The organism is Variovorax sp. GW821-FHT09B01 (assembly GCF_059418345.1).
The window spans coordinates 504052-530175 of the sequence record NZ_JBWKPQ010000003.1; the positions used below are offsets into that span (position 1 = coordinate 504052).

Annotated in this window: 28 protein-coding genes; 14 read left to right on the top strand and 14 right to left on the bottom strand. The window is 67.4% G+C overall.

The features are described from left to right. Positions 1 to 147 precede the first annotated feature (147 nt). From hemP to AC07RV_RS13790, 7 genes are all read right to left on the bottom strand, one after another. The gene (gene hemP, locus AC07RV_RS13760) at positions 148 to 360 is read right to left on the bottom strand and encodes a hemin uptake protein HemP (protein WP_093343008.1); all 213 of its coding nucleotides are present in this window, start codon (positions 358 to 360) and stop codon (positions 148 to 150) included. A gap of 95 nt (positions 361 to 455) precedes the next feature. Next, complete coding sequence (locus AC07RV_RS13765) at positions 456 to 869, bottom strand: ExbD/TolR family protein (protein ID WP_093343007.1); 414 nt, start codon at positions 867 to 869, stop codon at positions 456 to 458. Positions 870 to 874: 5 nt separating this feature from the next. Next, entirely contained in the window at positions 875 to 1588 is a 714-nt protein-coding gene (locus tag AC07RV_RS13770) for a MotA/TolQ/ExbB proton channel family protein (protein WP_057590302.1), read from the bottom strand. Positions 1589 to 1599: 11 nt separating this feature from the next. After that, positions 1600 to 2307: a TonB family protein gene (locus AC07RV_RS13775; RefSeq protein ID WP_472922543.1), complete on the bottom strand. Its 708-nt coding sequence runs from the start codon at positions 2305 to 2307 to the stop codon at positions 1600 to 1602. A 108-nt stretch (positions 2308 to 2415) separates the two neighbouring features. After that, complete coding sequence (locus tag AC07RV_RS13780; protein WP_082322199.1) at positions 2416 to 2688, bottom strand: (2Fe-2S)-binding protein; 273 nt, start codon at positions 2686 to 2688, stop codon at positions 2416 to 2418. Between the two features lie 130 nt (positions 2689 to 2818). Beyond that, entirely contained in the window at positions 2819 to 3499 is a 681-nt protein-coding gene (locus tag AC07RV_RS13785) for a Fe2+-dependent dioxygenase (RefSeq protein WP_296778098.1), read from the bottom strand. A 106-nt stretch (positions 3500 to 3605) separates the two neighbouring features. Further along, positions 3606 to 5924: a catecholate siderophore receptor Fiu gene (locus AC07RV_RS13790; RefSeq protein WP_296778096.1), complete on the bottom strand. Its 2319-nt coding sequence runs from the start codon at positions 5922 to 5924 to the stop codon at positions 3606 to 3608. Between AC07RV_RS13790 and AC07RV_RS13795 the strand changes: the two genes are divergently transcribed. Then, positions 5923 to 6084 carry a hypothetical protein gene (locus AC07RV_RS13795; protein ID WP_296778093.1) on the top strand — a complete coding sequence of 54 codons (162 nt, stop codon included), beginning with the start codon at positions 5923 to 5925 and terminating at the stop codon, positions 6082 to 6084. The two genes, AC07RV_RS13790 and AC07RV_RS13795, sit on opposite strands and share 2 nt — an antisense overlap. 141 nt (positions 6085 to 6225) lie before the next feature. Here the strand turns inward: AC07RV_RS13795 and AC07RV_RS13800 are convergent, their stop codons facing one another. From AC07RV_RS13800 to bfr, 6 genes are all read right to left on the bottom strand, one after another. Beyond that, on the bottom strand, positions 6226 to 7587 hold the full coding sequence (locus AC07RV_RS13800) for a sulfite reductase subunit alpha (protein ID WP_296778091.1): 1362 nt from the start codon (positions 7585 to 7587) through the stop codon (positions 6226 to 6228). After that, the gene (locus AC07RV_RS13805) at positions 7584 to 8612 is read right to left on the bottom strand and encodes an FAD:protein FMN transferase (RefSeq protein WP_296778088.1); all 1029 of its coding nucleotides are present in this window, start codon (positions 8610 to 8612) and stop codon (positions 7584 to 7586) included. The genes AC07RV_RS13800 and AC07RV_RS13805 overlap by 4 nt, the downstream gene beginning before the upstream one ends. A gap of 26 nt (positions 8613 to 8638) precedes the next feature. Further along, a complete protein-coding gene (locus tag AC07RV_RS13810) occupies positions 8639 to 9448 on the bottom strand; it encodes a DUF4198 domain-containing protein (protein WP_296778085.1) in 810 nt (269 codons plus the stop codon). A gap of 47 nt (positions 9449 to 9495) precedes the next feature. Then, the gene (locus AC07RV_RS13815; protein ID WP_177239332.1) at positions 9496 to 9996 is read right to left on the bottom strand and encodes a DUF2271 domain-containing protein; all 501 of its coding nucleotides are present in this window, start codon (positions 9994 to 9996) and stop codon (positions 9496 to 9498) included. A gap of 70 nt (positions 9997 to 10066) precedes the next feature. Then, a complete protein-coding gene (locus tag AC07RV_RS13820; protein ID WP_296778082.1) occupies positions 10067 to 10720 on the bottom strand; it encodes a PepSY-associated TM helix domain-containing protein in 654 nt (217 codons plus the stop codon). Between the two features lie 228 nt (positions 10721 to 10948). Further along, on the bottom strand, positions 10949 to 11425 hold the full coding sequence (bfr, locus tag AC07RV_RS13825; protein WP_056583098.1) for a bacterioferritin: 477 nt from the start codon (positions 11423 to 11425) through the stop codon (positions 10949 to 10951). Positions 11426 to 11698: 273 nt separating this feature from the next. On the opposite strand from bfr, the gene ahpC reads away from it, so the two are divergent. The 7 genes from ahpC (at position 11699) to AC07RV_RS13860 (ending at position 20300) form a co-directional block, all read left to right on the top strand. Continuing rightward, positions 11699 to 12262, top strand: coding sequence for an alkyl hydroperoxide reductase subunit C (ahpC, locus tag AC07RV_RS13830; RefSeq protein WP_057595992.1), 564 nt, complete (start codon positions 11699 to 11701; stop codon positions 12260 to 12262). 91 nt (positions 12263 to 12353) lie between these two features. Continuing rightward, positions 12354 to 13910 carry an alkyl hydroperoxide reductase subunit F gene (gene ahpF / locus AC07RV_RS13835; protein ID WP_296778075.1) on the top strand — a complete coding sequence of 519 codons (1557 nt, stop codon included), beginning with the start codon at positions 12354 to 12356 and terminating at the stop codon, positions 13908 to 13910. A 195-nt stretch (positions 13911 to 14105) separates the two neighbouring features. Beyond that, positions 14106 to 16382, top strand: a complete 2277-nt coding sequence (locus AC07RV_RS13840; RefSeq protein ID WP_296778073.1) for a TonB-dependent hemoglobin/transferrin/lactoferrin family receptor — start codon at positions 14106 to 14108, stop codon at positions 16380 to 16382. A 34-nt stretch (positions 16383 to 16416) separates the two neighbouring features. After that, a complete protein-coding gene (locus AC07RV_RS13845) occupies positions 16417 to 17514 on the top strand; it encodes a hemin-degrading factor (protein WP_296778070.1) in 1098 nt (365 codons plus the stop codon). Between the two features lie 40 nt (positions 17515 to 17554). After that, a complete protein-coding gene (locus tag AC07RV_RS13850; protein WP_296778068.1) occupies positions 17555 to 18457 on the top strand; it encodes a heme/hemin ABC transporter substrate-binding protein in 903 nt (300 codons plus the stop codon). Further along, complete coding sequence (locus AC07RV_RS13855; protein WP_296778065.1) at positions 18454 to 19494, top strand: FecCD family ABC transporter permease; 1041 nt, start codon at positions 18454 to 18456, stop codon at positions 19492 to 19494. The genes AC07RV_RS13850 and AC07RV_RS13855 overlap by 4 nt, the downstream gene beginning before the upstream one ends. Then, positions 19491 to 20300, top strand: coding sequence for a heme ABC transporter ATP-binding protein (locus tag AC07RV_RS13860; RefSeq protein WP_296778062.1), 810 nt, complete (start codon positions 19491 to 19493; stop codon positions 20298 to 20300). The genes AC07RV_RS13855 and AC07RV_RS13860 overlap by 4 nt, the downstream gene beginning before the upstream one ends. Positions 20301 to 20324: 24 nt before the next feature. Here the strand turns inward: AC07RV_RS13860 and ppsR are convergent, their stop codons facing one another. Continuing rightward, the gene (ppsR, locus tag AC07RV_RS13865) at positions 20325 to 21146 is read right to left on the bottom strand and encodes a posphoenolpyruvate synthetase regulatory kinase/phosphorylase PpsR (protein ID WP_057595986.1); all 822 of its coding nucleotides are present in this window, start codon (positions 21144 to 21146) and stop codon (positions 20325 to 20327) included. Positions 21147 to 21340: 194 nt separating this feature from the next. On the opposite strand from ppsR, the gene ppsA reads away from it, so the two are divergent. The 6 genes from ppsA (at position 21341) to rplI (ending at position 26018) form a co-directional block, all read left to right on the top strand. Next, the gene (gene ppsA / locus AC07RV_RS13870) at positions 21341 to 23734 is read left to right on the top strand and encodes a phosphoenolpyruvate synthase (RefSeq protein WP_296778058.1); all 2394 of its coding nucleotides are present in this window, start codon (positions 21341 to 21343) and stop codon (positions 23732 to 23734) included. A gap of 192 nt (positions 23735 to 23926) precedes the next feature. Beyond that, positions 23927 to 24385, top strand: a complete 459-nt coding sequence (locus AC07RV_RS13875; protein WP_296778055.1) for a hypothetical protein — start codon at positions 23927 to 23929, stop codon at positions 24383 to 24385. A 160-nt stretch (positions 24386 to 24545) separates the two neighbouring features. Next, positions 24546 to 24926: a 30S ribosomal protein S6 gene (gene rpsF / locus AC07RV_RS13880; RefSeq protein WP_057595983.1), complete on the top strand. Its 381-nt coding sequence runs from the start codon at positions 24546 to 24548 to the stop codon at positions 24924 to 24926. A gap of 7 nt (positions 24927 to 24933) precedes the next feature. Then, entirely contained in the window at positions 24934 to 25248 is a 315-nt protein-coding gene (gene priB / locus AC07RV_RS13885; protein ID WP_093342982.1) for a primosomal replication protein N, read from the top strand. A gap of 21 nt (positions 25249 to 25269) precedes the next feature. After that, entirely contained in the window at positions 25270 to 25551 is a 282-nt protein-coding gene (rpsR, locus tag AC07RV_RS13890; protein ID WP_007830781.1) for a 30S ribosomal protein S18, read from the top strand. Positions 25552 to 25565: 14 nt separating this feature from the next. Beyond that, entirely contained in the window at positions 25566 to 26018 is a 453-nt protein-coding gene (gene rplI, locus AC07RV_RS13895; protein ID WP_093342980.1) for a 50S ribosomal protein L9, read from the top strand. Positions 26019 to 26124 lie beyond the last annotated feature (106 nt).

Here is a 26124-nt window from a genome sequence, read left to right on the forward strand (position 1 = left end):
GTCGGCGTTTTGCATTGGACGTTCAGCGTGAAAAAAAGCTTGGCTAGTCGGCGAACCGTTGGCTAGCAAAAAACGACCCTTCGGAGAAATGAATCTCCTGGAGTCGCCCCACGATGAAACTTGCGCGAGGGGCGGGCTGACCGGGACCTACTTGGTCAGGATCAGCTTGCCCAGTTTGGTGGCCTGCAGGCGGTACAGCGAGCCGTTGTGCATGATGCCGACGGTCTTGCTGCCCTTGAGCAGTTCGGTGCTCTCGACCATCGGAACCGGTCGTTGAGCCTGGATGGTGGCGTGACCGCCGCCCGATTGATCGAGCGAAGGGTGGCTCAGAACAGCAAAGGCGTTGGTGGTGGCTGGCATCTCGAATTCCTCTTATCGAAGCGATGGTTGAATGATAATAATTCTCAACAAGAAGTCAATCGCTGCGATGAAAAATTTTGTGACCCGCGGGGCAGTTATTTCGCGTCGGGTTCGGTGATGAAACCGATCTTGCGCACGCCGGCTTCGCGCGCCTCCGACATCGCCTTGGCCACGCGTTCGTAGCGCACCGCCTTGTCGCCGCGGATGTGCAGCTCGGGCTGCGGCTCCTTGGCGGCCTCGGCGGCGAGGCGGGTGGGCAGTTCGCTGTCGGAGATCTTCTGATCGTTCCAGTAGTAGTCGCCCTCGGCCGTCACGCTGAACAGGATGTTCTCGGGCTTCGGCTGCTCGGGTTCGCTGGTGGCGCGCGGCAGGTCGATGTTCACCGCGTGCTTCATCACCGGCACGGTGATGATGAAGATGATCAGGAGCACCAGCATGACGTCGACCAGCGGCGTCATGTTGATCTCGTTCATCACCTCATCGGGTTCGTCTTGGGTTCCGAAAGCCATGATGCTCAGCCCTTCTTGAGCGGAACCACGATCGATTCGGCGCCGCTCTGGACGCGGGCACCGGTCACGAAGTAGGCGTGCAGGTCGTGCGCGAAGGCGTTGAGCTTGGTCAGCACGAACTTGTTGCCGCGCACCAGGGCGTTGTAGCCGAGCACGGCGGGGATGGCGACCGCGAGGCCCAGGGCCGTCATGATCAGCGCTTCGCCGATCGGGCCCGCGACCTTGTCGATCGTGGCCTGGCCGGCCGAGCCGATGCTCATCAGCGCATGGTAGATGCCCCAGACGGTACCGAACAGGCCGATGAAGGGCGCGGTCGAACCGACCGACGCCAGCACGGCCAGGCCGGTCTGCAGGCGCGCGGTGAAGGCGTCGATGCCGTTGCGCAGCGAACGCGTGATCCAGTCGCTGACGTCGAGCGCGTCATGCAGGTGCGCCTTGGTGTTGCGGTGATGCGCGGCGGCTTCGCGGCCCTCGAGCGCCAGGGCGCGGAAGGGGTTGCTGTCGTCCTTGCCGAGCTTGTTGAGCGCGGTGGCGAAATCCTCGCTGTGCCAGAAGTCCTGCGACTGCTTGGCGAGACGCTTGTAGCGGATGACGTCGAGCGCCTTGACGATGATCACGATCCACGACGCGAGCGACATGGCGATCAACAGCACCGCGACGGCCTTGGTGACGAAGTCGCCTTGGTGCCAGACATTCATCAAGCCAAATTGGGAATCCATAGGGGTCTCAGTTACTTAGGTTGGTTGAAAACGATGGGCGCGGGCAGCATGAAGAGGGTCTCGTCGCTCGCGTTCGGATAGTTGCTCACGGTCACGGACGACTTCAGCACCGCATCGCGGGCCGCGCGGTCGAGGCGGTCGTAGCCGCTGGACTTGAGGATTTCGGCACGGCGCACGAGGCCGCTGCGGTTGAAGTACACGGCAATGGTCACCGTGCCGGCCTCGCCGAGCCGCGAACTCAACTGCGGATAGACCGGGGCCGGAGGACGCAGCCACTGCGCCTGCGCGGCCGTCACTTCGACCACCTTGGGCGGTGCGGGCGGCGCCGGCGGAGGGGCCGGCGGCGCGGGAGGCGCGGGCGGCGGCGAGGGCGGTGTCGGTGCAGGCGGCGGCGGTTCCGGATCGCCCACGGGGGCTTGCGGCGCCGGCGTGGGCTTGGGCTCGCGGATGGCTTGCGGCCGGGGTGGCGGCGGCGCCTTCACGCGCGGCTGGGGCGGCGGCGGTGGGGGAGGCGGCGGCGGAGGCGTGGGCTTCGGCGGCTCGACGAACTGGCTCATGATCTCGACCGGGATCACCACTTCGGCGGCCCGGCGGAGCAGGCCGCTCTGCAGCGCCCAGAGCGCGGCGGCGTGGAAGACGATCACGCCGCCAGCGATGGCAGCGTTGCGCGAGAGGCCGAAAACGGAGGGAGGGGGGGCAAAGCGGTCAGACACGATCAACCATTCGAGTGCGAGCACGTGGGTACGTGCCCCGATTGCAGCAAAACCGCTACGACGACGTCTACTTCTATTTACGAAGGATCCACCAGACGGAGCCCGCCACCAGGATCAGGCTGCCGCCGAGTGCAGAGACGAGTTCCATGCTTTGCTTTCCTTGATGGAGTTGGCAAGCTGGATCGACTTCGGTTCCGATTCGCAGTGCAGGGCCGCGACCGGGTGCGAAGCGCTGCACTGCGCGACGATATCGCGCGCACATCCTTCACATTGGCCACACTGGGTGGCCACGCCGAGTTCGAACTGCACTTCGTCGAAGGTCATCCCCGCGCGCACATGGCGTGCGATTTCGCGGTCGGAGACTCGGCGGCAAATGCAAACGATCATGGCTGTGAAAGCGGCAGTTTGGCTGGCTGTTGGATGCAGCGATTATAAATAAGAATCCCTCGCATTTGCAATAACTATCGTATTCGTCAGCGCCCGGCGCGACAGCTATTCGCTATGAGGGGTGGTCCGGCTATATCTCCGACCAGAGCCGAAGCAGGTTGTGATAGTGGCCGGTCAGGGCCACGGTTTCCTCGGATTCGCCCAGCCGGGCGCGCAGTTTCTGGATGTTCTGGTCGAGTTCGAACAGCATCGCGCGCTGCTGGTCGTTGCGCACCATGCTCTGGGCCCAGAAGAAGGCGCACACGCGCGCGCCCCGGGTCACCGGATGCACCCGGTGCAGGCTGCTCGACGGATACAGGATCAGATCGCCGGCCGGCAGCTTGACCTCGTGCGAGCCGTAGGTGTCGACCACCTCGAGCTCGCCGCCATCGTAGTCGTCGGGGTCGCAGAGAAACAGGGTGCACGACAGGTCGGTGCGCAGCGGCTGCTCGCTGCCGGGCACGGCGCGCACCGCGCCATCGACGTGCAGGCCGTAGTGTTCGCCGCCCTCGTAGCGGTTGAACAGCGGCGGCACGAAGCGCGCGGGCAGGGCGGCCGAAAAGAACAGGGGATTGCGCGCCAGCGCGGCCAGCACGGTCTTGGCGAGCTCGTGCCCGACCGGCGAATGCTCGGACAGCTGCCGGTTGCGCTTGACCTGCGCGCCCTGGTCGCCGACGGTCTCGCGCCCGTCGACCCACTGGGTGGCATCGAGCGTGGCGCGCATCCTGCGCACCTGGTCCGGGCTCAGCACTTCGGGCACATGCAGCATCATCTTCGGGAACTCCGGAAGGAAAAAAGCCCCGGCGCGGGCCGGGGCTCGAGTGTCGCACCGCGGCGCTGCGCCCCGGCCCTGGCCGGTGGCGCGCCGTGGCGAACGATCAGAACGCGAAGTTCGCTGTGACCTTGAACGAGCGCGGCGTGCCCGGCGTGTAGCGGTAGCCCGACTTGTTGATGGCCGCCACGTAGTCCTTGTCGAACAGGTTGTAGACGTTCAGCTGCAGATCGACGTTCTTGTTGATCCGGTAGGACGCCATGGCGTCGACCACCCAGTACGACTCGACGTAGGCCGGCGTGCCGACCGCGCCGTCCGTGCCTCGGTACAGCTTGCCGTTGTAGCGCGCGCCGCCGCCGATCGTCAGGCCGAACGGCAGCTGGTAGGTGGTCCACAGCGTGAAGGCGCGCTTCGGGGTGTAGGCCAGCGAGGTCGAGCCATCGGCCAGCACCGAGGGGCCGCTGAGCACGCGGGTGTTCATCGTCGTGAAGCCGGTGGTCACGCCCCAGTTGTCGGTGATCGCACCCGACACGCCGAGTTCGATGCCCTGCACGCGCTTCTTGCCGGTCTGGTAGTACTGCTGCGAGATCGCGTCCTGCACCACTTCATTGCTGACGTCGGTGCGGTAGAGCGCGGCCGTCAGCGCCACGTGCTTGTTGAGCACGTCCCACTTGGTGCCGAGTTCGTAGGTCTTGGCCTTCTGCGGCAGGAAGTCGGTGCGCGCGGCGCTGTTGCCGGTGCCGCCTGCTGCGAGCTGGAAGTTGGCGCCGCCCGGGGGCTGTGCCGCCGTGCCGTAGGCCGCATAGACGCTGCCGTTCTCGGTCGGCTTGTAGACCAGGCCGATCTTGCCCGACCACAGGCTGTCCGACAGCTTGAGGTTGGTCGGCGTCAGCGCGCCGGTGGTGGCGTTCAGTGCCGTCGAGTCGAACTTGGTCGAGTAGTGGTCGTAGCGCAGGCCGCCGGTCAGCATCCACTGCTCGTTGAACTTGACCGTGTCGAACACGTAGGCGCCGACGGTGGTGGTTTCGCCCGAGGTGGTGGTGCCGTTCTGGATGCGGTTGTAGCCGCCGAACACGTAGGGATTCGGTGCGTAGACGTTGGCCGCCGGCCAGGCGCCGCTGTTGGTGAAGCCGGGCACGTTGAAGACCTTGACGTTCTGGCCGTAGTAGCCGTTCGAGTCCTGCTTCTCGCGGATCAGCTCGACGCCGGCATTGAGCGTGTGGCCCACGCTGCCGGTGTTGAACTTCGCGCTCACGTTCGTCTGGTTCGTGAAGATCGTGTTTTCCTGGTCCTTGTTGGTGGGCGAGCTGCGCGCCACGGTCCAGCCGAGGGGGAGGAACTGATTCGGCGTCAGCAGGTTGGCCGTGCTGCCCATGAACGAGGTCAGCAGGTAGTCCTGCTGCGTCTTGGCATAGCGCGTCGTGTTGCGGATCGTGATGTCCGGCGTCAGGTCGTGCTCGACGCGCGCGGTGAACATGTCGGTCGTGACGTTGTCGAAGTCCGCGCTGGTGCCGTAGAAGTTCTTCGAGCGCACCGGCGCGGCGTAGCTCAGGTAGCCGCGCTTCGGGTCGGGCGTCGAGTAGCCCGGCAGGCCGATGGTGGGCACGCCGCCGTCGGGGATGTTGTTCTGCTTGACGTGCACCAGATCGAAGTAGAAGCGCGTCGGGCTGTTCAGGCCCAGGGCCAGCGAGGGTGCGATCGCCCAGCGCTTGTTCTTCACGAAATCGCGGCCGGCCACGCCGGCGTCCTCGGCCACGGCGTTCAGGCGGAAGGCCGCACCGATGCCGTTCTCGCCGCTGAGCGATTTGTTCCAGTCGATGCTGCCGCGCTTGAAGTCGGCGCTGCCGAAGCCCAGCGAGCCCGTGAAGCTGTCGTCGAGCTTGGGCTTCTTGGTCACGAGGTTGATGTAGCCGGTGGGCGAGGTGCGGCCCACGTCGGTGCCCGAGGGGCCCTTCACGACTTCGACCTGGTCGATGTTGAAGGTGTCGCGCGAGATCGAGCCGACGTCGCGGATGCCGTCGACGAAGATCGCGCTCGAGCTGTCGAAGCCGCGCATGAACACCGCGTCGCCCGTGTTGGTGTTGCCGTTCTCCCCGAGGAAGAAGGTGCCCACGCCGGGGGTGTTGCGAAGCGCTTCGGTCAGCGTGGTGGCGCCCTGGTCGCGCAGCACCTGTTCCTTGATCACCTGCACGGTCTGCGGCGTGTTCACCAGCGGTGCCGTGAACTTGGGATTGGCCGAGGTGTCGGCCTTGAAGTCGGCGGCGACCGAGCCCTCGACGCGGATCTCGGGCAGCACGCGCGAGGGCTGCTGCTGGGCGATGGCGGGGGCGGAGAGGGCGATCAGCGTGGCGGCTGCGGCGCCCGAGACCTGGGGAACGGCGCGCGCGACAGCGTGCTTCCGGCTCTTGATATAGGAGTTGGCCATGAAGGTTCTCGAAGAAGGAAAAAACGGCCCTGAGAACTCGACTGGCGATGCCCTGCGCGCGTGCCGAGAAGGCACCGGGGGCTGGCTGGGTGAGTTGACCTGCGGGAGGGCGAAGGTAAAAACCGTGTCAAATGATAATGTTTATCAATACGGGGTTTAGTACTTTTGCCGGCAGGCGCTTTGTAAAGTAGATACTTTGTTGCACTGAAGCAACTCTAATTCTGGGGGAATTGTTGACAGCACGGAGTCGCTGGTAGGCGTGCTGTCAGGCCTCCACGGAGGCCGGTGGGCCTCGCGTGGCTCAGTACACGTCGCGCCTGTAGCGGCCCGAGCCGACCAGCTCGGCCCACAGCGTTTCGCCGGCCACCTGCCGCAGCGCCGCATCCACGCCCGCGGCCATCCCTTGCAGGCTGCCGCACACGTACACCGCCGCGCCACGCGCGAGCCATTCGCGCAGCGCATCGGCGCGCTGCAGCAGCCGGTGCTGCACGTAGTGCCGTTCGGCCTGGTCGCGCGAGAACACCATGTCGAGTTCCGTCAGCGCGCCTTCGCGCTGCCAGGCCTCGATCTCGTCGCGGCAGAGGAAGTCGTGCGCCGCGTGGCGCTCGCCGAACACCAGCCAGTTCTCGTGCCGGCCCGCCGCGGCGCGCGCGCGCAGATGGGCGCGCAGGCCGGCCAGTCCGGTGCCGTTGCCGATCAGGATCAGCGGGCGCGAAGCATTGTCCTCGAGGCGGAAGCCGCGGTGCGCGCGCAGGCGCAGCGCCACCGTATCGCCGATGGCCAGCGTCGAGGTCAGATGGCCCGAGGCCATGCCCAGCGTGCCGTCGGGATGCTGCTCCTGCCGCACCAGCAGCTGCAGTTCGCCGTCGGCGGACAGCGAGGCGATCGAGTAGTCGCGCGGTCGCGTGGGATCGTTCGCGACCGCCATCTGCACCAGGTCGCCCGAGTCCCAGGCCGGCATCGTGCCGGCCTGCGGTACCAGGCCGAGCAGGAAGACCGGTGCGCCCGCGCTGCCGGGATTGAGCAGGCTGCGATGCACGAGACGCCACGGAGCGAAGGCGCTGCGTTCTTCCTCGGCGTGCGCGATCTCGGCATCTCCCCACTGGGCGTGCCATGTGGCCAGCGCTTCGGGATCGCCGTTGTCGACCTCGACGCGCGCGAAGGAGGGCGTCGCGCCCCGGCCTTGCAGCCAGCCGTCGAGCTGGCGCCCGAAGCCGCAGAAGTTCGCGTACTGGCGGTCGCCCAGGGCCAGCACCGCATAGCGCAGCGCGGACAGATCGGGCTGCTCGGTCATCGCCTTTTCGGCGAACAGACTGGCGCCATCGGGCGCATCGCCTTCGCCATAGGTGCTGGCCACGAACAGGGCCTGCCGCGCATCGCGCAGGGTGGTGGCGTCGAGCGCATTGAGCTCCATCACGCGCACCGGCGTGCCGGCCGCACGCAGGCGGCGCGCGGTCTGCCAGGCGATGGCCTCGGCCTGGCCGGTCTGGCTGGCGAACAGCACCAGCGCCGAAGGCATCGTGCCGTCGCCCGCCAGTGCCTGCGCGGCGCGCGCGGTGGCCGCGACGGCGCGGCGTTCGCGCGTGTAGATCGCCAGGCACATCGCGCCGTAGGCGGCCACGGTGGAGCCCGCGGCCAGCGCGCGCAGCAGCGTGTCGTTCATGCGGAGGCGGTCCGTTCGGTCCAGGCCGGGGTCGCGCGCAGGCTCGGCGGTCCGTCGCCGTCCGCCGCATGCGCGACGAACAGCGCCGCGATGCCGCGCGCCTCGGCGAAGGCGAAGCCTTCCTCGGACCCGAGCACCGTCAGCACCGTGGCCAGCGCGTCGGCGTGCATGCACTGCGCATGCAGCACCGTAACGCTCGCGAGCCCGACGGGCACGGGCTCGCCGCTGCGCGGATCGATGGTGTGCGACCAGCGGCGGCCTGCGTGCTCGCGCTGGTGCCAGCGGTCGCCCGAGGTGGCGATCGCGAGGCCGTCGAGCGCCACGTGCACCGGCGCGGGCAGTTCGCCGTCGACCTGCACGCGCCATGGCTGTCCGCCGGGGCGGCGGCCCACGCCGCGCAGTTCGCCGCCGATCTCGAACAGGAAATCCTCGAGGCCGAGCGCCTGCAGCGCCTCGACGCCGTGATCGACCGCGAAGCCCTTGGCGATGCCCGACAGATCGAGCGCGAAGCCGCCGGGCTGGGTCAGCGTGGCCGTTGCGTCATCGGCTATGTCGAAGGCGAGCTTTCGCCAGCCCGTGCGCTCGCGTGCCGCTACAAGGGCGTCCGTGTCGATGGGGCCATCGTTCGCATCGGGGCCGAAACCCCAGCTGGCGACCAGCGCACCGACCGTCGGATCGATCGCGCCGCCGCTGTCCTCGGCCCATTGCAGCGCGCAGGCCATCACGCGCGCGAACTCGGCCGACAGTGCGTGCCGCGTGCCTGCCGGCGCGCGGTTGAAGCGCGAGATCTCGGCGTCGGCCTCCCAGTGGCTCATCTGCGCGATCACGCGCGCGAGGGCCGATTCGACCGCCTCGCGCACTTCGGTCAGCGGCCGCATGCCGGGGTTGTCGAAGCGCAGCGACCAGGTCGTGCCCATGGTCCGGCCGGCCAACTGGTGCAGGCGAGCCGGATCGGCGAGGCGCGGCACGACCGTGTCGGCGTAGCCGCCGTGCCAGGAACTGCGGGAGGCGAACGAAATGCCCAAGGCGATGCGCGAAACGTCGCTCGGGATCAGGGCATCACTTCGAGCGTGGCCGCATAGCTCAGGCGGCGCTCCTTGGCGTTCGGCACGGTGGTCTTGTTGTCGCGCGTGGACACGTCGAGCCAGTACATGCCGGCGCTCGGCCAGGTGACGCTGAACTGTCCCTTGTCGTCGGTCTTGACCTTGAGCTCCTCGAGCTTGTCGCGGTACTGCGTGTTGCCCGCCGTCACCGTCACTTCGAGGTCCTTGGCGGGCTGGCCGTCGAGCTGCAGCGTGAAGTTGGCCTTCTCGCCCTTCACGAGGTCGGTCGGGCTGCCGCGGGCGATCAGCTCCAGGCCCTGGCCGATCGGCTTGAGCGCCGAGGGCTTGCCGACGGTGACGAAGGTCTCGATGCGGCCCGCCGACTGGGTGATGGTCACGTCCTGCGCGTCGGCCGGGATTTCCTTGGCGATGGTCTCGGGCGTGCCGCGCGCGCGCTTGTTCTGGCCCGTGGCCTTGTCCTTCCAGCTCGCGAAGGCGCCGCCGTTGATCACGGCGATGCGGTAGGTGCCTGGCTGCGCGACCGGCACGTCGAACACGTTGCGCTGCTTGAGCTTGGCTTCGCTCTCGGGCTTGACGGCGCTGCCGTCGGGCGCGGTGATCTGCAGGCCCTCGAGGCGCAGCGGCGCATGGTTGGCGACGAACAGGTCGTTCGACACCGCGGCATCGACACTGACCGTGTCGGCCTTCGAGAACACGGTGCCCGAGGGCAGCAGCCAGGCGTTGTGCGCGTGGGACAGCGGGGCGATGGCGACGAAGGCGGCGGCAATGGCGGCGGCGCGCAGGCGGAGGGTGTTCATGGCGATTCCTTGAGATGGGGCTGCGAAGGTGCGGGGCGGTGCGGCGGTCAGGGCTTGAGCTCGAGCTTGATCTCGCCCAGTTCTTCCTTGCCCGAAGCGCTCGGCTGCGAGGCGCTGGTCGGCGGCCACTGGAACGGGATGCTCACGACCTCGCGGCCGCCGACTTCGCGCGCGGCTTCCACCACCAGCTTGTAGCTGCCCGGCGCCAGTTGCGGCATCGGCGCGCTGCCGTCGCTGAAGTTCAGCTGATGCTTGCCCGCGGGCTTGGTCGCGCCGGTCACGCCGTCGATCGGCACCGACAGGTCGCGGCCGCCGCGGCGCCACCACTGGCGCATGTCCTTGAGCCACTTGGTGCCTTCGCCCTCGGGGTTGTTGGTCTTGGTGCGCACGTCGTACCAGACCGCCAGCGTGCCGGCCACGGTGTTGTCGGCGCGCTCGATCCAGGTCGCGATATACGGGCGGTGGTACTCCGACACGTTGAGGCGCGGCACCTCGATGTTGACGCCGAGACTGGCCGAGAAGGCCGGGGCGGCGAAGAGCGCCGACATGGCGAGCGGTGCAAGCGAGTAGCGGATGTGCACGAGAGGAACCTCTTTCACGAAACGGACGAAACCAAAGTCAGTGGATGAAAAGCAGCGCGAGCAGCACCGGCACCACCAGCCCCATGCCCACCATCGGCCAGGTGAAGGGGCGGTTGCCCGCATGCATCTTGAGGATGAACAGGCCGGTGATCGAGAAGACCAGCGCGGCACCCGCGAAGATGTCGATGAACCAGCTCCAGGCGGTGCCGGTGTTGCGGCCCTTGTGCAGGTCGTTGAAGTAGGAGAGCCAGCCGCGGTCGGTGCGCTCGTACTCGGCCTCGCCGTCGGCCAGGCTCAGGCGCAGCCAGGCGTCGCCGCCGGGGCGGGGCAGCGACAGGTAGATCTCGTCGTCCGACCATTCGGCCTCGCGGCCGGCGGTGTCGATGTCCCAGCGCTGGCGCGCCCAGGCCTGGAGTTCGGCGGGCAGCGCGGCCTTGCCCTTGATCGCGGGGTTCGACTTGACCTCGGCCATGGCCGATTCGAGGCGGGTGCGCAGCGCCTCGTCGATCGTCGCGTGCAGCCGCGTGACCTGCGGCTTGCCTTCGATCTGGCCCGCGTGGTTGAGCGTGAAGCCGGTGACGCTGAACAGCACCATGCCGATCAGGCAGATGGCGGAGCTGACCCAGTGCCATTCGTGCAGGGTCTTGAGCCAGTAGGCACGGCGGCGGTTGTCGGTCGGGGCGGCATTCATTGGCGGCCGGCATTTTAGGCTCGCAAATGAGAATTGATTTCGTTTGGCAATCGGGCCCGATCCTTGCCGAGAGGGTCGATCCGGCGGAATCGAAGGTAAATCCTTTGTCTTATGCTATCGATTCAATAGCATGTGAAGTTTGGTAAAGCGAAGACGCCGGGCCAAAAAAAGCGGGACCGAAGTCCCGCAGTTGTTCGTGGCGTGCCGTGCGGCTTGCGAGGGCGAGGCTTACTCGAGTTCGCCCATCTGCGACTGCAGGTAGTTCTGCAGGCCGACGCGGTCGATCAGGTCGATCTGCGTTTCGAGGAAGTCGATGTGCTCCTCGGTGTCGTCGAGGATCTCCTGCAGCAGGTCGCGCGAGACGTAGTCGCGAACCGATTCGCAATGCGCGATGCCGTCCTTGATCGTGGCCTGCGCGCCGGTCTCGGCGCCGAGGTCGCAGCGCAGCAGTTCGGGCACGTCTTCGCCGATGTTCAGCTTGCCGAGGTCCTGCAGGTTCGGCAGGCCGTCGAGCATGAAGATGCGGTCCATCAGCTTGTCGGCATGCTTCATCTCGCCGATCGATTCTTCGTATTCCTTCTTGGCCAGCTTGTCGAGGCCCCAATGCTTGAGCATGCGGTAGTGAAGGAAATACTGGTTGATCGCAGTCAGCTCGTTCTTGAGCTGCGCCTGCAGATGCTCGATGACCTTGGGATCGCCCTTCATGGTGTTTTTCCTTGTTATGAAAGCAGTAAAGGCCGCGATTGTCGGAGCGCGAAGGAGGGTGGCGCAAGCAAAGCCATGCATTCGCGCTCTGCATGCGTTTGATGCTGATACACGTTCGTATCCAGAGGGAGACTCATGCCGCCAGGCATGCGGTCCGCCCATCGCAAGACATAGGGGGCTGCAATGCAATCAATAGCTATGAACTATTGAAAGATGCCATTTGGTAGCTATACTCATGGTTCGCTTCTTTCATCACCACCAAGGAAACCAGCAATGTCCCTGATCAACACCCAAGTCCTGCCCTTCAAGACCCAGGCCTACCTCAACGGCAAGTTCATCGATGTGTCCGACGAGACGCTCAAGGGCAAGTGGTCCGTGCTGATCTTCATGCCGGCGGCTTTCACCTTCAACTGCCCGACCGAAGTCGAAGACGCGGCCGACAACTACCCCGAATTCCAGAAGCTGGGTGCCGAGGTCTACATCGTGACCACCGACACGCACTTCTCGCACAAGGTCTGGCACGACACGTCGCCGGCCGTCGGCAAGGCCAAGTTCCCGCTGGTGGGCGACCCGACCCACACGCTGACCAACAATTTCGGCGTGCACATCCCCGAAGAAGGCCTGGCACTGCGCGGCACCTTCGTGATCAACCCCGAAGGCATCATCAAGACCGCCGAAGTGCACTCCAACGAGATCGCCCGCGACGTCAAGGAAACCCTGCGCAAGCTCAAGGCAGCGGTCTACACCGCCGCTCACCCGAACGAAGTCTGCCCGGCCAAGTGGAATGAAGGCGACAAGACCATCGCCCCGTCGTTCGACCTCGTCGGCAAGATCTAAGGCGCTCCGCGCGAAAGCCCGGGCGCTCACGAGGCCCCCGGGCTTTCTTGTCCCCTGTTGATAGTTTCCAGTTATCGAAAGAGAGTTCCTCATGCTCGACGCCAGCACCAAAGCCCAATTGAAGAGTTACCTCGACCGCGCCACGCTGCCGATCGAGATCGTCGCCTCGCTCGACGACAGCAAGGCCTCGGACGAAGTGCTGTCGCTGCTGAAGGACGTGGCCGAAGCCTCGCCGCTGGTCCGCCTGAGCGAAAGCCGCGACGACAACCACCGCAAGCCCTCGTTCTCGGTCAACCGCCCGAGCGAAAACCACGGCCCGCGCTTCGCCGGCCTGCCGATGGGCCATGAATTCACCTCGCTGATCCTCGCGCTGCTGCAGATCGGCGGCTACCCGCCGAAGGTGGAGCAGGCCGTACTCGACCAGATCAAGGCGCTCGACGGCGATTTCGAGTTCGAGATCTACGTCTCGCTGACCTGCCACAACTGCCCCGACGTGGTCCAGGCGCTGAACCTGATGGCGGTGCAGAACCCGCGCATCCGCACCACGATGATCGAGGGCGGCACCTTCCAGGAAGAAGTGAAGGAACGCCAGGTGATGGCCGTGCCCACCGTGTTCCTCAACGGCACCGAGTTCGGCCAGGGCCGCATGAGCCTGGAAGAGATCCTCGCGAAGATCGACAACAGCGGCGTCGAGCGCGAAGCGAAGAAGATTGCCGCCAAGGACCCGTTCGACGTGCTGATCGTCGGCGGCGGCCCCGCGGGCGCCGCGGCGGCCGTGTATGCCGCGCGCAAGGGCATCCGCACCGGCGTGGCTTCCGAGCGTTTCGGCGGCCAGGTGCTCGACACCATGGGCATCGAGAACTTCATCTCGATCAAGGAGACCGAGGGACCGAAGTTCGCCCATGCGCTCGAGGAGCACGTGCGCGACTACGAGGTCGACATCATGAACCTGCAGCGCGCCAAGGCGCTGATTCCGGGCGAGGGCCTGATCGAGGTGCAGCTCGAGAGCGGCGCGTCGCTCAAGAGCAAGTCGGTGATCATCTCGACCGGCGCGCGCTGGCGCAACATCAACGTGCCCGGCGAGCACGAGTTCAAGAACAAGGGCGTGGCCTACTGCCCGCACTGCGACGGCCCGCTGTTCAAGGGCAAGCGCGTGGCCGTGATCGGCGGCGGCAACTCGGGCGTCGAGGCGGCGATCGACCTGGCCGGCATCGTGGGTCACGTCACGCTGATCGAGTTCGACACGCAGCTGCGCGCCGACGCCGTGCTGCAGCGCAAGCTGCACAGCCTGAAGAACGTCGACGTGTTCACCAACGCGCAGACCACCGAGATCACCGGCGACCAGAAGGTCAACGGCCTGGTCTACAAGGACCGCGCGACCGGCGAAGCCAAGCGCGTCGACCTCGAGGGCGTGTTCATCCAGATCGGCCTGGTGCCCAACACCGATTGGCTCAAGGGCACGATCGAACTGTCGAAGCACGGCGAGATCGTGGTGGATGCGAAGGGCCAGACCTCGGTGCCCGGCGTGTTTGCCGCGGGCGACGCGACCACGGTGCCGTTCAAGCAGATCATCATCGCGGCCGGCGACGGCGCGAAGGCGGCACTCGGTGCATTCGATCACCTGATCCGCACTTCAGCCCCAGCTTGAGTGGGTACATCGGCGGTCAGATGAGAATTATTCTCATAAAATAGTTTTCAGAGGCTCGCGCGCCGCGCATCGCGGCGAGAACACCAAGAAAAGGGAACCGAGCCTCCCGCCGCCAGCCAGGTCAGCCGCGCAGCTTCCACTGCGCCGAGGTCCAGCAAGCCGTTGTCCATTCCAACGCTTGCCGGACCTTTCTTCGTGGCCGCCACCTCTACACGTTCCTCGCGCTTCGAGCGCCCGTTCTCCTCTTCTTCCTCTTCCCGACCCGTGCGCGCGCGCCTCGCGCTGCTGCCCTGGCTGATCGCCAGCGGCTTCGGCGCCGCGGCGCCCGCCTGGGCCCAGCAGCCGCCCCCGCAGCAGGTCGCCGCGCTCGGCGAGATCGTGGTCAGCGGCTCGCGTTCCGAACAGGAGAAGGACGCGCTGCCGGTCAGCGTGGAAGTGCTCAACCGCGAGACCCTCGAGTCCAAGCAGATCAACGACATCCGCGACGCGGTGCGCGACCTGCCGAACGTCTCGGTCAAGCGCTCGCCGGCACGCTTCGGGCTCGCGCAGGGCAACACCGGCCGCGACAACAACGCCGGCTTCAACATCCGCGGCCTCGACGGCAACCGCGTGCTGCTGCTGACCGACGGCATCCGCACGCCGCGCAGCTATGTCTTCAGCGCCAACGCCTTCGGCCGCGACTACTTCGACATCGGCCTGATCGAGCGCATCGAGATCCTCAAGGGCCCGGCCTCCGCGCTCTACGGCTCCGACGGCCTCGCGGGCCTGGTCAACTTCATCACGCGCGATCCGTCCTCGTTCCTGCGCGACGGCAAGAGCTTCGGCGGCAGCGCCAGCCTGGGCTACAGCGGCGACGACAACGGCCGGCGCGCCGGCGTCACGCTCGCGGGCAAGCCCAGCGAGACCTTGCAGTGGCTGCTCTCGGCCAACCTCGGCCGCTCGCACGAGCTCGAGAACCTCGGCAGCTACAACGCGCCCAACGCCGACCGCACCACGCCCAACCCGCAGCGCGACCGCAGCGGCGCGCTGCTGGCCAAGGTCATCCTCACGCCGAATGCCGACCAGCGCCACGGCTTCACCTTCGAGCACATCGAGAAGACCAGCCGCTACGACCTGCTGTCGGGCCTCGCGAAGCCGCCCTATGCCTCGACCTCGGTGGTCGGCCTCAACGCCCGCACCGACCTGCAGCGCGACCGCTTCACCTACGACGGCCGGCTGCGGCTTAACGCGGTGATGGCCGACAGCCTGCAGGCCACGGTGAGCTACCAGAAGTCGAAGTCGCGCGAGTACATCTTCGAGGACCGCTTCAGCGCCGCCGACCGCTCGCGCGACGTCACCTACGACGAGAGCACCTGGCAGTTCGGCCTGCAGGCCGACAAGCTGGTGCGCACGGGGGACTGGGCCCAGAAGATCACCTACGGCTTCGACTACGCGCGCACCAACGTCGAGAACCTGCAGACCGGCCTGGTGCCGCCCGCGGGCGAGAGCTACCCGCTCAAGCGCTTCCCCGACACGCGCGAGACCTCCTCGGCCTTCTATGTGCAGGACGAGTTCATCCACGACCGCTGGAGCATCACGCCCGGCATCCGCTTCGACCGCTTCTCGCTCGATGCCGACCAGGCCGGCTTCAGCGCACAGGCGGTCTCGCTCTCGGGCTCGGCGGTCTCACCCAAGCTCGGGGTGCTGTTCCGCGCCACGCCGCAATGGAGCGTCTACGGCAACTACGCCTCGGGCTTCAAGGCGCCCAACGCGTTCCAGGTCAACAACTTCTTCGAGAACACGATCTCGGGCTACCGCACGATCCCGAACCCCAACCTCAAGCCCGAGAAGAGCCAGAACGTCGAGCTCGGCGTGCGCGGGCGCACCGGCCTGCTGAACTTCGACGTCGCCGCCTTCAGCGGCAACTACAAGGACCTGATCGAGAACGACCGCCAGGTCGGCGGCGTGTTCGGCTCGCGCGTGAACCCGGCCACCTTCCAGTCGGTCAACATCGGCCGCGCGCGCATCAGCGGCTTCGAGGTCAAGGGCGAGCTCGATTTCACCGACAACGGCATGGGCTTCTCGGTGCCCTTCGCCTGGGGCCAGACGCGCGGGCGCGACCGCAGCAACAACCGGCCGCTGAACTCCATCGATCCGCGCAAGATCAACCTCGGCCTGGCCTACAAGGCGCCGGCCTGGTCGGTGCGGCTCGACGCGGTGCACCATGCGGCCAAGAAGCGCTCCGACGTGGATGCGGCGGAGATCACCACCGGCGGCGTGCAGTTCCTCACGCCCTCGGCGACCACGCTGGACCTGAGCGCCCAATGGCGCATCAACCGCGACCTGCGCCTGAACGCCTCGATCACGAACCTCACGAACAAGCGCTACTGGATGTGGAACGACGTGCGCGGCCTGACCTCCACCGCGCTGATCCGCGATGCCTACACGCAGCCGGGACGCAGCTTCAACGTCTCGCTCGTGGCCGATTTCTGAGCCACCGAATTCAACCCAGGAAGGACCACCAACGATGAATGCCGACGATATCCGCCACCGTTTCGCCGAGCTGCGCGCCAAGGGCATGCGCCACAAGGACGCCGCGGCGGCCATGGGGCTGGCCGAGGGCGCCGCGATCGCGGCCCATGCGGGCGCGCACGACCAGGCCCTGCGCGCCACGCCGCTGCGCGGGCCGTGGCTCGCGCTGCTGCAGTCGCTCGAGGCCTGCGGGCCGCTGCTGGCGCTCACGCGCAACGAGACCACGGTGCACGAGAAGACCGGCATCTACGAGAAGCTCTCGGGCGGCGAGGCCATGGGGCTCGCGCTCGGCGAGGCGATCGACCTGCGACTGTTCTTCAGCCGCTGGCACGCGGGCTTCGCGGTGGACGAGGCGGCCGCCAATCCCGGCGTGCCGTCCTCGCTGAGCCTGCAGTTCTTCGACGCGCACGGCCTGGCGGTGCACAAGATCTTCGTGCGCGAGGCCACCGACCGTGGTGCGCTGCAGGCGGTGATCGATGCGCATGCGGCACCGGAGCTTCAGGTGGCGTTCAAGCCGGCCGAGCCCAGGTCCGCGCCGCGCGCCGACACCGCCATCGACGCCGCCGCGCTGGCCGAGGCCTGGCGCGGCATGCAGGACACGCACGAGTTCTTCGGCCTGCTCAAGAAGTTCGATGCCGAGCGCCAGCAGAGCTTCCGGCTCACCGAGGGCGAGTTCACGCAGCGCGCCGCGCTGCATGCGGTGGGCGACCTGCTGCAGGAAGCGGCCTTCAGCGGCACGCCGATCATGGTCTTCGTGGGCAGCCCCGGCTGCATCCAGATCCACACCGGGCCGGTGGTGCGCGTCGAGCCGATGGAGATGCCGGCACGTGGCGACGCCGCGCCGATGCGCTGGCTCAACGTGCTCGATCCCGGCTTCAACCTGCACCTGCGCGAGGACCGCATCGCGAGCGTGTGGATCGTCGAGAAGCCCACCAGCGACGGCCATGTGACCTCGGTCGAGGCCTTCGACGGCGAGGGCGAGCTGATGGCGATGTTCTTCGGCGCGCGCAAGCCCGGCGTGCCCGAGCGCGAGGACTGGCGCAAGCTGGTGCGCGGGCTCGCGCGGCTGCCCGCGACGGCACCGGCGGCCTGATCGCGCGGACGTTTTTCTCCTTGCCCCACGTTTTTTCTCCATGACCGAAGAACGCATCTCCCGCTCCCTCGTCCGCCGCCGCGACGCACTGCGCCTCGCCGCCGCGGCCTCGTTTGGTGCCGCCGCGCTGCCCCTGTTCGCCCAGTCGCCCGAGGCGAAGAAACTGCCGCGGCTCATCACCGTGAGCGGCGCGATCACCGAGGTGGTGTACCTGCTCGGCGCCGAGGGCCAGCTCGTCGGCACCGACACCACCAGCCTCTATCCGGCCGCGGCGCGCGGCACGCCCAAGGTCGGCTACATGCGGCAGCTCTCGGCCGAGGGGCTGCTGTCGCTCAAGCCCGATGCCGTGATCGCCACCAACGAATCGGGCCCGCCGGTGGTGCTCGACCAGGTGCGCTCGGCCGGCGTCAAGGTCGAGATCGTGCAGGCCGACCACAGCTGGGGCGAGGTGCAGCGCAAGATCCAGGTGGTGGGCCGCGCCGCGGCCCGCGAGGCGCAGGCGCGCGCGCTGCAGGCCAGGCTCGATGCCGAATGGGCGCAGGTGCAGCAGCGCGTGGCCGCCGCGCAGGGCCGCAAGCCGCGCGTGCTGTTCGTGCTCTCGCACAGCGCGAGCCCGCAGGTGTCGGGCGAGAAGACCGCGGCGCACGCGGTGATCGGCTATGCGGGCGGCGTCAATGCGCTCGGCGGCTTCGAGGGCTACCGGCCGATGACTGCCGAGGCCATGGCCACGGCCGCGCCCGACATCGTCATGACCAGCGACCAGAGCATCGAGGCCCATGGCGGCATCGAGCGCTTCTGGCAGCGGCCCGAACTGGCGCTCACGCCCGCGTTCAAGAAGCGCTCGCTGGTCACGCTCGACGCCTTGCTGCTGCTGGGCTTCGGCCCGCGCATGCCGGCGGCCATCGCCGAGCTGCATCCGAAGTTCATGGCCGCGGTGGCATGAGCCAGCGCTTCCCGCCGCGGGCCGTGCTGGCCGGCTGTGCGCTGCTCCTCGCCTTCGCGCTGGCGCTCGGCGCGGTATCGGGCGCCTACGCGATCAGCCTGCCGCAACTGTGGAACGTGCTTGCCTCGCTGGGGCAGGGCGCCGGGGCCGAGAAGTCGCCCGAATACCTGGTGTTCGTCAACATCCGCCTGCCGCGGCTGGTGCTCGGCGTGGCGGCCGGCGCGGGCCTTGGCATGGCGGGCACGCTGATGCAGGGCCTGTTTCGCAACCCGCTGGCCGACCCCGGCCTGGTGGGCATCAGCAGCGGCGCCGCGCTGGCGGCCGGCGTGACCATCGTGCTGGGCGCCTGGTTCATGCCGGTGCTGCCGCGCACGCTCGGCAGCTGGACGCTGGTGGTGATGGCCTTCGGCGGCGGCCTCTCGGTCACCTTGCTGATCTACGCGCTGTCGCGCAGCGAGGGCGGCACGCGCATGGCGCTGATGCTGCTCGCGGGCATCGCGGTCAATGCGCTGGCCGGCGCGGGCCTCGGCTTCCTCAGCGTGATGGCCACCGACGAGCAACTGCGCAGCCTGCAGTTCTGGCTGCTCGGCAGCCTGGGCGGCGCGCGCTGGAGCGCGGTGATCCTGGTCGGCGTGGCGGTGCTGCTGTCCTGCGTGGCGGCGGCCTCGCTGGCCGCGCCGCTGAACGCGATCGCGCTGGGCGAATCGCAGGCGGCGCTGCTGGGCGTGGACGTGGAGCGCATCAAGCGGCGCGCCATCGTCGTCACGGCGGTGGCGGTGGGCGCCGTGACGGCCACCACCGGGATCATCGGCTTCATCGGCCTGATCGCACCGCACTGGGTGCGCATGGTGGCCGGGCCCGATCACCGGGTGGTGCTGCCGGCCTCGGCGCTGCTGGGCGCGGCGCTGGTGCTGGTGGCCGACACGGTGGCGCGTACCGCGATGGCGCCCGCCGAGCTGCCGCTGGGCGTGCTCACGGCCTTCATCGGCGTGCCGATGTTCCTGCTGATGCTGCGGCACTTCCGGGGGCGCATATGAAGGCGCCGGACCTGAAGCTCGGGCTGCGCTGCGAGGATGCCGAGGTAAGCATCGGCGCCAAGGCGCTGCTCTCGCGGGCCACGGTGCAGTTGGCGCCGGGGCGGGTGACGGCGATCCTCGGCCCCAATGGCGCGGGTAAGTCGACCCTGCTGTCGGTGCTGTCGGGGCAGCGCGAGCCCACGGCGGGCCGGGTGCTGCTCGACGGCCGGCCGTTGCGCGCCCACGGCATGCCGGCGCTCGCGCTGCGGCGCGCGCTGATGCCGCAGGAAAGCGCGGTGGCCTTCGACTTCAGCGCGCGCGACGTGGTCGCGCTGGGCCGCTATCCGCACCGGCTGGCGCCCGCGCCCGACGAGGACGCGATCGTCGCCGCGGCGATGGCGCTGACCGACGTGTCGGCGCTCGCGCCGCGCGTCCTCAACACGCTGTCGGGCGGCGAGAAGGCGCGCGTGCACATGGCGCGGGTGCTGGCGCAGCTGTGGCATCCGCGCGCCGACGGAGCCGCGCGCTGGCTGCTGCTCGACGAGCCGACGGCCGCGCTCGACCTGGCCCACCAGCATGCCGCGATGCGGCTCTTGCGCGGCTGGGCCGGGCAGGGCGTCGGCGTGGTGGTGGTGCTGCACGACCTGAACCTGGCGCGGCGCTATGCCGACGAGGTGGTGGTGCTGGGCGTGCCTGACGTGCCCGGCGGGTTGTGCCAGGGCCCGACCGCCGAAGTGCTGGCGCCGCCGCTGATCGAGGCGGTCTGGCGCATGCCGTGCCAGAGCGTGGTCGGCGCGGACGGGACGGTGCAGTACCTGTTCGGCTAGGACCGCGGACGGGCGGTCAGCCGGTCAGTAGGTCAGCCGCTCCGGCCGCAGCTCCTGCAGGATCGTGGTCGCGATCTCCTCGATCGACTTGGTGGTGGTCGAGAGCCAGCGGATGCCGGCGCGCCGCATCATGGCCTCGGCCTCGCTGACTTCGTGGCGGCAGTTCTCGATGCTGGCGTAGCGTGAATTCGGCCGGCGCTCGTTGCGGATCTCGCTGAGCCGCTCGGGCTGGATGGTCAGGCCGAAGATCTTCTTGCGGTGCGGCATCAGCGCCGGCGGCAGCTGGCGGCGGTCGAAGTCTTCCGGAATCAGCGGGTAGTTGGCCGCCTTCAGGCCATGCTGCATCGCCAGGTAGAGCGAGGTGGGCGTCTTGCCGCTGCGGCTCACGCCCACCAGGATGACGTCGGCGCCCTGCAGGTCGCGGTTGCTCTGGCCGTCGTCGTGCTGCAGGCTGAAGTCGATCGCGGCGATGCGGTCGTTGTATTCCTTGCTCTTGCTGACGTCGCTGAAGCGGCCGATGCGGTGGTTGGACTTCATCGCCAGTTCGATCTCGAGCGGGCGCACGAAGGTGCCGAACATGTCCAGCAGCATGCCCTTGCAGCCGGTTTCGATCACTTCCAGCACGTCCATGTTGGCCAGCGTGGTGAAAACGATCGGGCGCACGCCCTCGAGTTCGGCCGTGTGATTGATCTGCCGCACCGCCTGGTGGGCCTTGTCGACCGTGTCGGTGAAGGGCAGCCGCACGTGGCGCGGTTTCATCTCGAACTGGGCGAGCACGGCGTTGCCGAAAGTCTCGGCCGTGATGCCCGTGCCGTCGGAAACGAAGAAGACAGTTCGTGTGTGCATGGTCTGGCGGTGTTGTCCTGCGACGCGCGCGGCCCCGGCGCGCCTACAATCCGCCCCATTATCGGGATTCCGCCCCTCGGCACCCACCGTATCTTTCCTTCCATGCCCACCGCGTCCGCACCCAAAGCAACGACAACGATCGTGCCGCGCCGTCCGCATGGAATGCAGCAGGTTTCAACTTCTGGAGCTTTCCCATGTCTGCACTTTTCGACGCGACCGCCCTGGTCGTACCGTTTGAAAACCTGAGAATGACCGACGTCGAGGCGGTTGGCGGCAAGAACGCCAGCCTCGGCGAGATGATCTCGCAGCTGCCCCAGGGCGTGCGCGTGCCCACGGGCTTCGCGACCACCGCCCATGGCTTCCGCCAGTTCCTGGCCCACGACGGCCTGGCCGACAAGATCAGCAAGCGCCTGGCCGCGCTCGACACCGAGGACGTGCGCGCGCTGGCCACCGCCGGCGCCGAGATCCGCGCCATGGTCGAGGCCCAGCCGTTCCCGGCCGACCTCGAGAAGGCCATCCGCGACGCCTTCGCCGCCCTGAGCGCCGGCAATCCGCAGGCCTCGTTCGCCGTGCGTTCCTCGGCCACCGCCGAAGACCTGCCCGACGCCTCCTTCGCCGGCCAGCAGGAGACCTTCCTGAACGTCGTCGGCATCGAGGACGTGCTGCACAAGATGAAGGAGGTGTTCGCCTCCCTCTACAACGACCGCGCCATCAGCTACCGCGTGCACAAGGGCTTCGCCCACGACGTGGTGGCGCTGTCGGCCGGCGTGCAGCGCATGGTGCGCTCCGACCTCGGCGCGGCCGGCGTGATGTTCACCATCGACACCGAGTCGGGCTTCGAGGACGTGGTGTTCATCACCTCGAGCTACGGCCTGGGCGAAACCGTGGTGCAGGGCGCCGTGAATCCCGACGAGTTCTACGTCCACAAGCCCACGCTCAACGCCGGCAAGCGCGCGGTGATCCGCCGCAACCTGGGCTCCAAGCTGATCCAGATGGAGTTCGCCACGCCCGAGGAGAAGAAGGCCTCCGGCAAGCTGGTCAAGACCACCGACGTGAAGGCCGAGCAGCGCAACCGCTATTCGCTGACCGACGACGAGGTCGAGCAGCTCGCCAGGTACGCGCTGGTGATCGAGCAGCACTACGGCCGTCCGATGGACATCGAGTGGGGCAAGGACGGCACCGACGGCCAGATCTACATCCTCCAGGCGCGTCCCGAGACCGTGAAGAGCCAGCAGCAGGGCAAGGCCGAGCAGCGCTTCAAGCTGCTGGGCCGCGGCGCCGTGCTGGCCGAGGGCCGCGCGATCGGCCAGAAGATCGGCACCGGCCCGGTTCGGCTGGTCCACAGCATCAGCGAGATGGACAAGGTGCAGGCCGGCGACGTGCTGGTCACCGACATGACCGACCCGAACTGGGAGCCGGTGATGAAGCGCGCCGCGGCCATCGTCACCAACCGCGGCGGGCGCACCTGCCACGCGGCCATCATCGCGCGCGAACTGGGCATCCCGGCCGTGGTCGGCTGCGGCGACGCCACCGACCTGCTGAAGGACGGCACCCTGGTCACCGTGAGCTGCGCCGAGGGCGACACCGGCTACATCTACGACGGCCTGCTCGAGACCGAGGTCACCGAGGTCCAGCGCGGCGTGATGCCCGAGATCGACATCCAGCTGATGATGAACGTCGGCAACCCGCAGCTGGCCTTCGACTTCGCGCAACTGCCCAACCACGGCGTGGGCCTCGCGCGGCTCGAGTTCATCATCAACAACAACATCGGCGTGCACCCGAAGGCGATCCTCGACTACCCGAACGTCGACAACGACCTCAAGAAGGCCGTCGAGTCGGTGGCCCGTGGCCATGCCTCGCCGCGCGCCTTCTACGTCGACAAGGTGGCCGAGGGCATCGCCACCATCGCCGCGGCCTTCTGGCCCAAGAAGGTGATCGTGCGCCTGTCGGACTTCAAGTCGAACGAGTACCGCAAGCTGATCGGCGGCAGCCGCTACGAGCCCGAGGAAGAGAACCCGATGCTGGGCTTCCGCGGCGCGGCGCGCTACCTCAGCGAGGACTTCGGCCAGGCCTTCGCCATGGAATGCGAGGCGCTCAAGCGCGTGCGCAACGACATGGGCCTGACCAACGTGCAGATCATGGTGCCCTTCGTGCGCACGCTGGGCCAGGCCGAGCGCGTGACCGGCCTGCTGGCCAAGTACGGCCTGAAGCGCGGCGACAACGATCTCAAGCTGATCATGATGTGCGAGGTGCCGAGCAATGCCATCCTGGCCGACGAGTTCCTCGAGTACTTCGACGGCTTCTCGATCGGCTCGAACGACCTGACCCAGCTCACGCTGGGCCTGGACCGCGACTCGGGCCTCGAGCTGCTGGCGGCCGACTTCGACGAGCGCGACCCGGCCGTCAAAGCCATGCTGAGCCGCGCCATCAAGGCCTGCAAGGACAAGGGCAAGTACGTCGGCATCTGCGGCCAGGGTCCGTCGGACCATCCCGACTTCGCGCTGTGGCTGGCGGAGCAGGGCATCGAGTCGATCTCGCTCAATCCCGACAGCGTGATCGACACCTGGCAGCAGCTCGCCAAGCGCTGAGCCGGCGACCGACCTGCGGGAATCCCCATCGGGGGATTCCCGTGTCAGGCGGGTGCCCATCTTCGGGAATGGCGTTTCCGGTGTCAGACTCGTGAAATTCATCACGAAGCGGCGCGCACCGGCCTTCCTTCCGTGGCGCGCGGCGATCCCGCTCGCAGCGGGCGTCGGTCACAGCACCGCCGGGAGACACGCATGATTCTTGTCAAGACGGAGACCGGCCAGCAGGTCCTCAAGGACCGCTCGGTCCCGCTGTCGCCGCGGCAGCGCACCGCTTTCATCCTGTTCGACGGCAAGCGTTCGGTCGACGACGTGATCGCGGCCGGCGCGGGCATCGCGCGCGAGGACATCGACCAGATGGTCGCACTGGGCCTGCTGAGCCCGCTGGGCGGTGCTGCCGTCGCGGAAACGCCCGCGAGCGCCGCCGAGGGCGCGCCCAAGGCCGGTTCCGGCCGCAGCAGCCAGCAGCGCTACACGGACGCCTATCCCATCGCCACGCGGCTCACGGCCAGCCTCGGGCTCAAGGGCGTGCGGCTCAACCTGCAGGTGGAGGGGGCCGGGGGCTACGAGGACCTCGTGGCGCTGGCGCCGAAGATCCGCGCGGCGGTCGGGCCCGAGAAGGCCGAGCCGCTGGACCGGGCGCTCTACGACTGAATCTGGGCTCATCCGGGCCGCTCGAGCGGCCGATTTGGCGTTTCGCCAAAGTTATGGCTACAATAGCCGGCTTTGCCTTGCCACACTGCGCCGACGCTGCGGGTGGCTTCAACCCCTTCTTCCGGGCAAAAAGCGGAAGAAGAAACCCACAAGGAGTGCCATGCGTCACTACGAAATCATTCTGCTGATCCACCCGGATCAAAGCGAGCAAGTTCCGGCCATGCTGGAGCGTTACAAGGGCCTGATCACGACCGGCGGCGGCAAGATCCACCGCGTCGAGGACTGGGGCCGTCGTCAACTGGCTTACCAGATCAACAAGCTCAACAAGGCGCACTACCTGTGCGTCAACATCGAAGCCGAACAGGCCGTGATGAGCGAACTGGAACACGCCTTCAAGTTCAACGACGCCGTGCTGCGCCACCTGACCGTTCAGAAGAAGAAGGCCGACACCGGTCCTTCGTCGATGATGAAGACGGTCGAGCGCGAAGAAGCCCGCAAGGCTCAACAGGCCGAATACGCCGCCGCCAACAACAACAACTGATGTCGGCGTGAGTGCTGCCGCTGCGGCAACCGGGGTCAACCAGCTTCTGCTGTCCGCCCATGTTGCCGAACTCGGTGCCTTGCGATTCACCCCGGCCGGTTTGCCCGCCATCGACCTGAAGCTCGAACACGAGTCGACCCTTCAGGTGGCGGGACAGTCCAGGCAGGTGAAGACGGCCCTCAAGGCCGTTGCGTTCGGCGCCATCGCCGAGCGGCTCGCAAAGCAGTCGATGGGAAGTCTCTGGCGATTCCAGGGGTTCCTCTCGACACCGGCCAACGGCAAGCTTCCGGTCCTGCACATCCAGGATTTTCAGCAAGATTAATTTTCGACAAGAGGTCCCACAATGGCCACGTTCAAGAAATTCAACAAAGACAAGCGCCCGAAGCGCAACACCCAGTCGCTGCTGTTCAAGCGCAAGCGTTTCTGCCGCTTCACCGTCGCTGGCGTCGAGGAAATCGACTACAAGGACATCGACACGCTGCGTGACTTCATCAGCGAAAACGGCAAGATCATCCCGGCCCGCCTGACCGGCACCCGCGCGATCTACCAGCGTCAGCTCAACACCGCGATCAAGCGTGCCCGCTTCCTCGCCATGGTCCCGTACAGCGACCAGCACCGCGTCTAAGAAGGAGACACAGCATGCAAGTCATTCTTCTGGACAAGGTCGTCAACCTCGGCACCCTCGGTGAAATCGTCAAGGTCAAGGACGGTTACGCCCGCAACTTCCTGATCCCGTCGGGCCGCGCCCGCCGCGCCACCGCCGCCAACAAGGCCGAGTTCGAAGCCAAGCGCGCCGAACTCGAAAAGGCAGCCGCTGCCAAGCTGGCCGAGTCGCAAGCCCAGGGCGAAAAGCTCGGCGGCACGACCGTCAAGCTGACGCAGAAGGCTGGCGTCGACGGCCGCCTGTTCGGCTCGGTCACCAACAGCGACATCGCTGAAGAGCTGGGCAAGCAAGGCTACAAGGTCGCGAAGTCGCAGGTTCGCCTGCCGAACGGCCCGATCAAGACCGTCGGCGACACCACCGTCAGCGTTTCGCTGCACACCGACGTGGTGGTCGACATCAACGTGACGGTCTACGGCGAAACCGCCTGATCGTTCCGGCGCGTCCTAGATGCGCTGCCAGAAGCCGCCTTCGGGCGGCTTTTGTTTTTTGTGCCCGCCGGCGGAAGTTGTCCCGCCCGCTGCACCGGAAGTTCAC

Bases quoted from the DNA above. Each gene is read 5' to 3' on its own strand.
- hemP (WP_093343008.1), bottom strand. From the start codon at position 360: ATGCCAGCCACCACCAACGCCTTTGCTGTTCTGAGCCACCCTTCGCTC.
- AC07RV_RS13765 (WP_093343007.1), bottom strand. From the start codon at position 869: ATGGCTTTCGGAACCCAAGACGAACCCGATGAGGTGATGAACGAGATC.
- AC07RV_RS13770 (WP_057590302.1), bottom strand. From the start codon at position 1,588: ATGGATTCCCAATTTGGCTTGATGAATGTCTGGCACCAAGGCGACTTC.
- AC07RV_RS13780 (WP_082322199.1), bottom strand. From the start codon at position 2,688: ATGATCGTTTGCATTTGCCGCCGAGTCTCCGACCGCGAAATCGCACGC.
- AC07RV_RS13785 (WP_296778098.1), bottom strand. From the start codon at position 3,499: ATGATGCTGCATGTGCCCGAAGTGCTGAGCCCGGACCAGGTGCGCAGG.
- AC07RV_RS13795 (WP_296778093.1), top strand. From the start codon at position 5,923: ATGAAGGTTCTCGAAGAAGGAAAAAACGGCCCTGAGAACTCGACTGGC.
- AC07RV_RS13790 (WP_296778096.1), bottom strand. From the start codon at position 5,924: ATGGCCAACTCCTATATCAAGAGCCGGAAGCACGCTGTCGCGCGCGCC.
- AC07RV_RS13800 (WP_296778091.1), bottom strand. From the start codon at position 7,587: ATGAACGACACGCTGCTGCGCGCGCTGGCCGCGGGCTCCACCGTGGCC.
- AC07RV_RS13810 (WP_296778085.1), bottom strand. From the start codon at position 9,448: ATGAACACCCTCCGCCTGCGCGCCGCCGCCATTGCCGCCGCCTTCGTC.
- AC07RV_RS13815 (WP_177239332.1), bottom strand. From the start codon at position 9,996: ATGTCGGCGCTCTTCGCCGCCCCGGCCTTCTCGGCCAGTCTCGGCGTC.
- AC07RV_RS13820 (WP_296778082.1), bottom strand. From the start codon at position 10,720: ATGAATGCCGCCCCGACCGACAACCGCCGCCGTGCCTACTGGCTCAAG.
- bfr (WP_056583098.1), bottom strand. From the start codon at position 11,425: ATGAAGGGCGATCCCAAGGTCATCGAGCATCTGCAGGCGCAGCTCAAG.
- ahpC (WP_057595992.1), top strand. From the start codon at position 11,699: ATGTCCCTGATCAACACCCAAGTCCTGCCCTTCAAGACCCAGGCCTAC.
- ahpF (WP_296778075.1), top strand. From the start codon at position 12,354: ATGCTCGACGCCAGCACCAAAGCCCAATTGAAGAGTTACCTCGACCGC.
- AC07RV_RS13845 (WP_296778070.1), top strand. From the start codon at position 16,417: ATGAATGCCGACGATATCCGCCACCGTTTCGCCGAGCTGCGCGCCAAG.
- AC07RV_RS13850 (WP_296778068.1), top strand. From the start codon at position 17,555: ATGACCGAAGAACGCATCTCCCGCTCCCTCGTCCGCCGCCGCGACGCA.
- AC07RV_RS13855 (WP_296778065.1), top strand. From the start codon at position 18,454: ATGAGCCAGCGCTTCCCGCCGCGGGCCGTGCTGGCCGGCTGTGCGCTG.
- AC07RV_RS13860 (WP_296778062.1), top strand. From the start codon at position 19,491: ATGAAGGCGCCGGACCTGAAGCTCGGGCTGCGCTGCGAGGATGCCGAG.
- ppsR (WP_057595986.1), bottom strand. From the start codon at position 21,146: ATGCACACACGAACTGTCTTCTTCGTTTCCGACGGCACGGGCATCACG.
- ppsA (WP_296778058.1), top strand. From the start codon at position 21,341: ATGTCTGCACTTTTCGACGCGACCGCCCTGGTCGTACCGTTTGAAAAC.
- AC07RV_RS13875 (WP_296778055.1), top strand. From the start codon at position 23,927: ATGATTCTTGTCAAGACGGAGACCGGCCAGCAGGTCCTCAAGGACCGC.
- rpsF (WP_057595983.1), top strand. From the start codon at position 24,546: ATGCGTCACTACGAAATCATTCTGCTGATCCACCCGGATCAAAGCGAG.
- rpsR (WP_007830781.1), top strand. From the start codon at position 25,270: ATGGCCACGTTCAAGAAATTCAACAAAGACAAGCGCCCGAAGCGCAAC.
- rplI (WP_093342980.1), top strand. From the start codon at position 25,566: ATGCAAGTCATTCTTCTGGACAAGGTCGTCAACCTCGGCACCCTCGGT.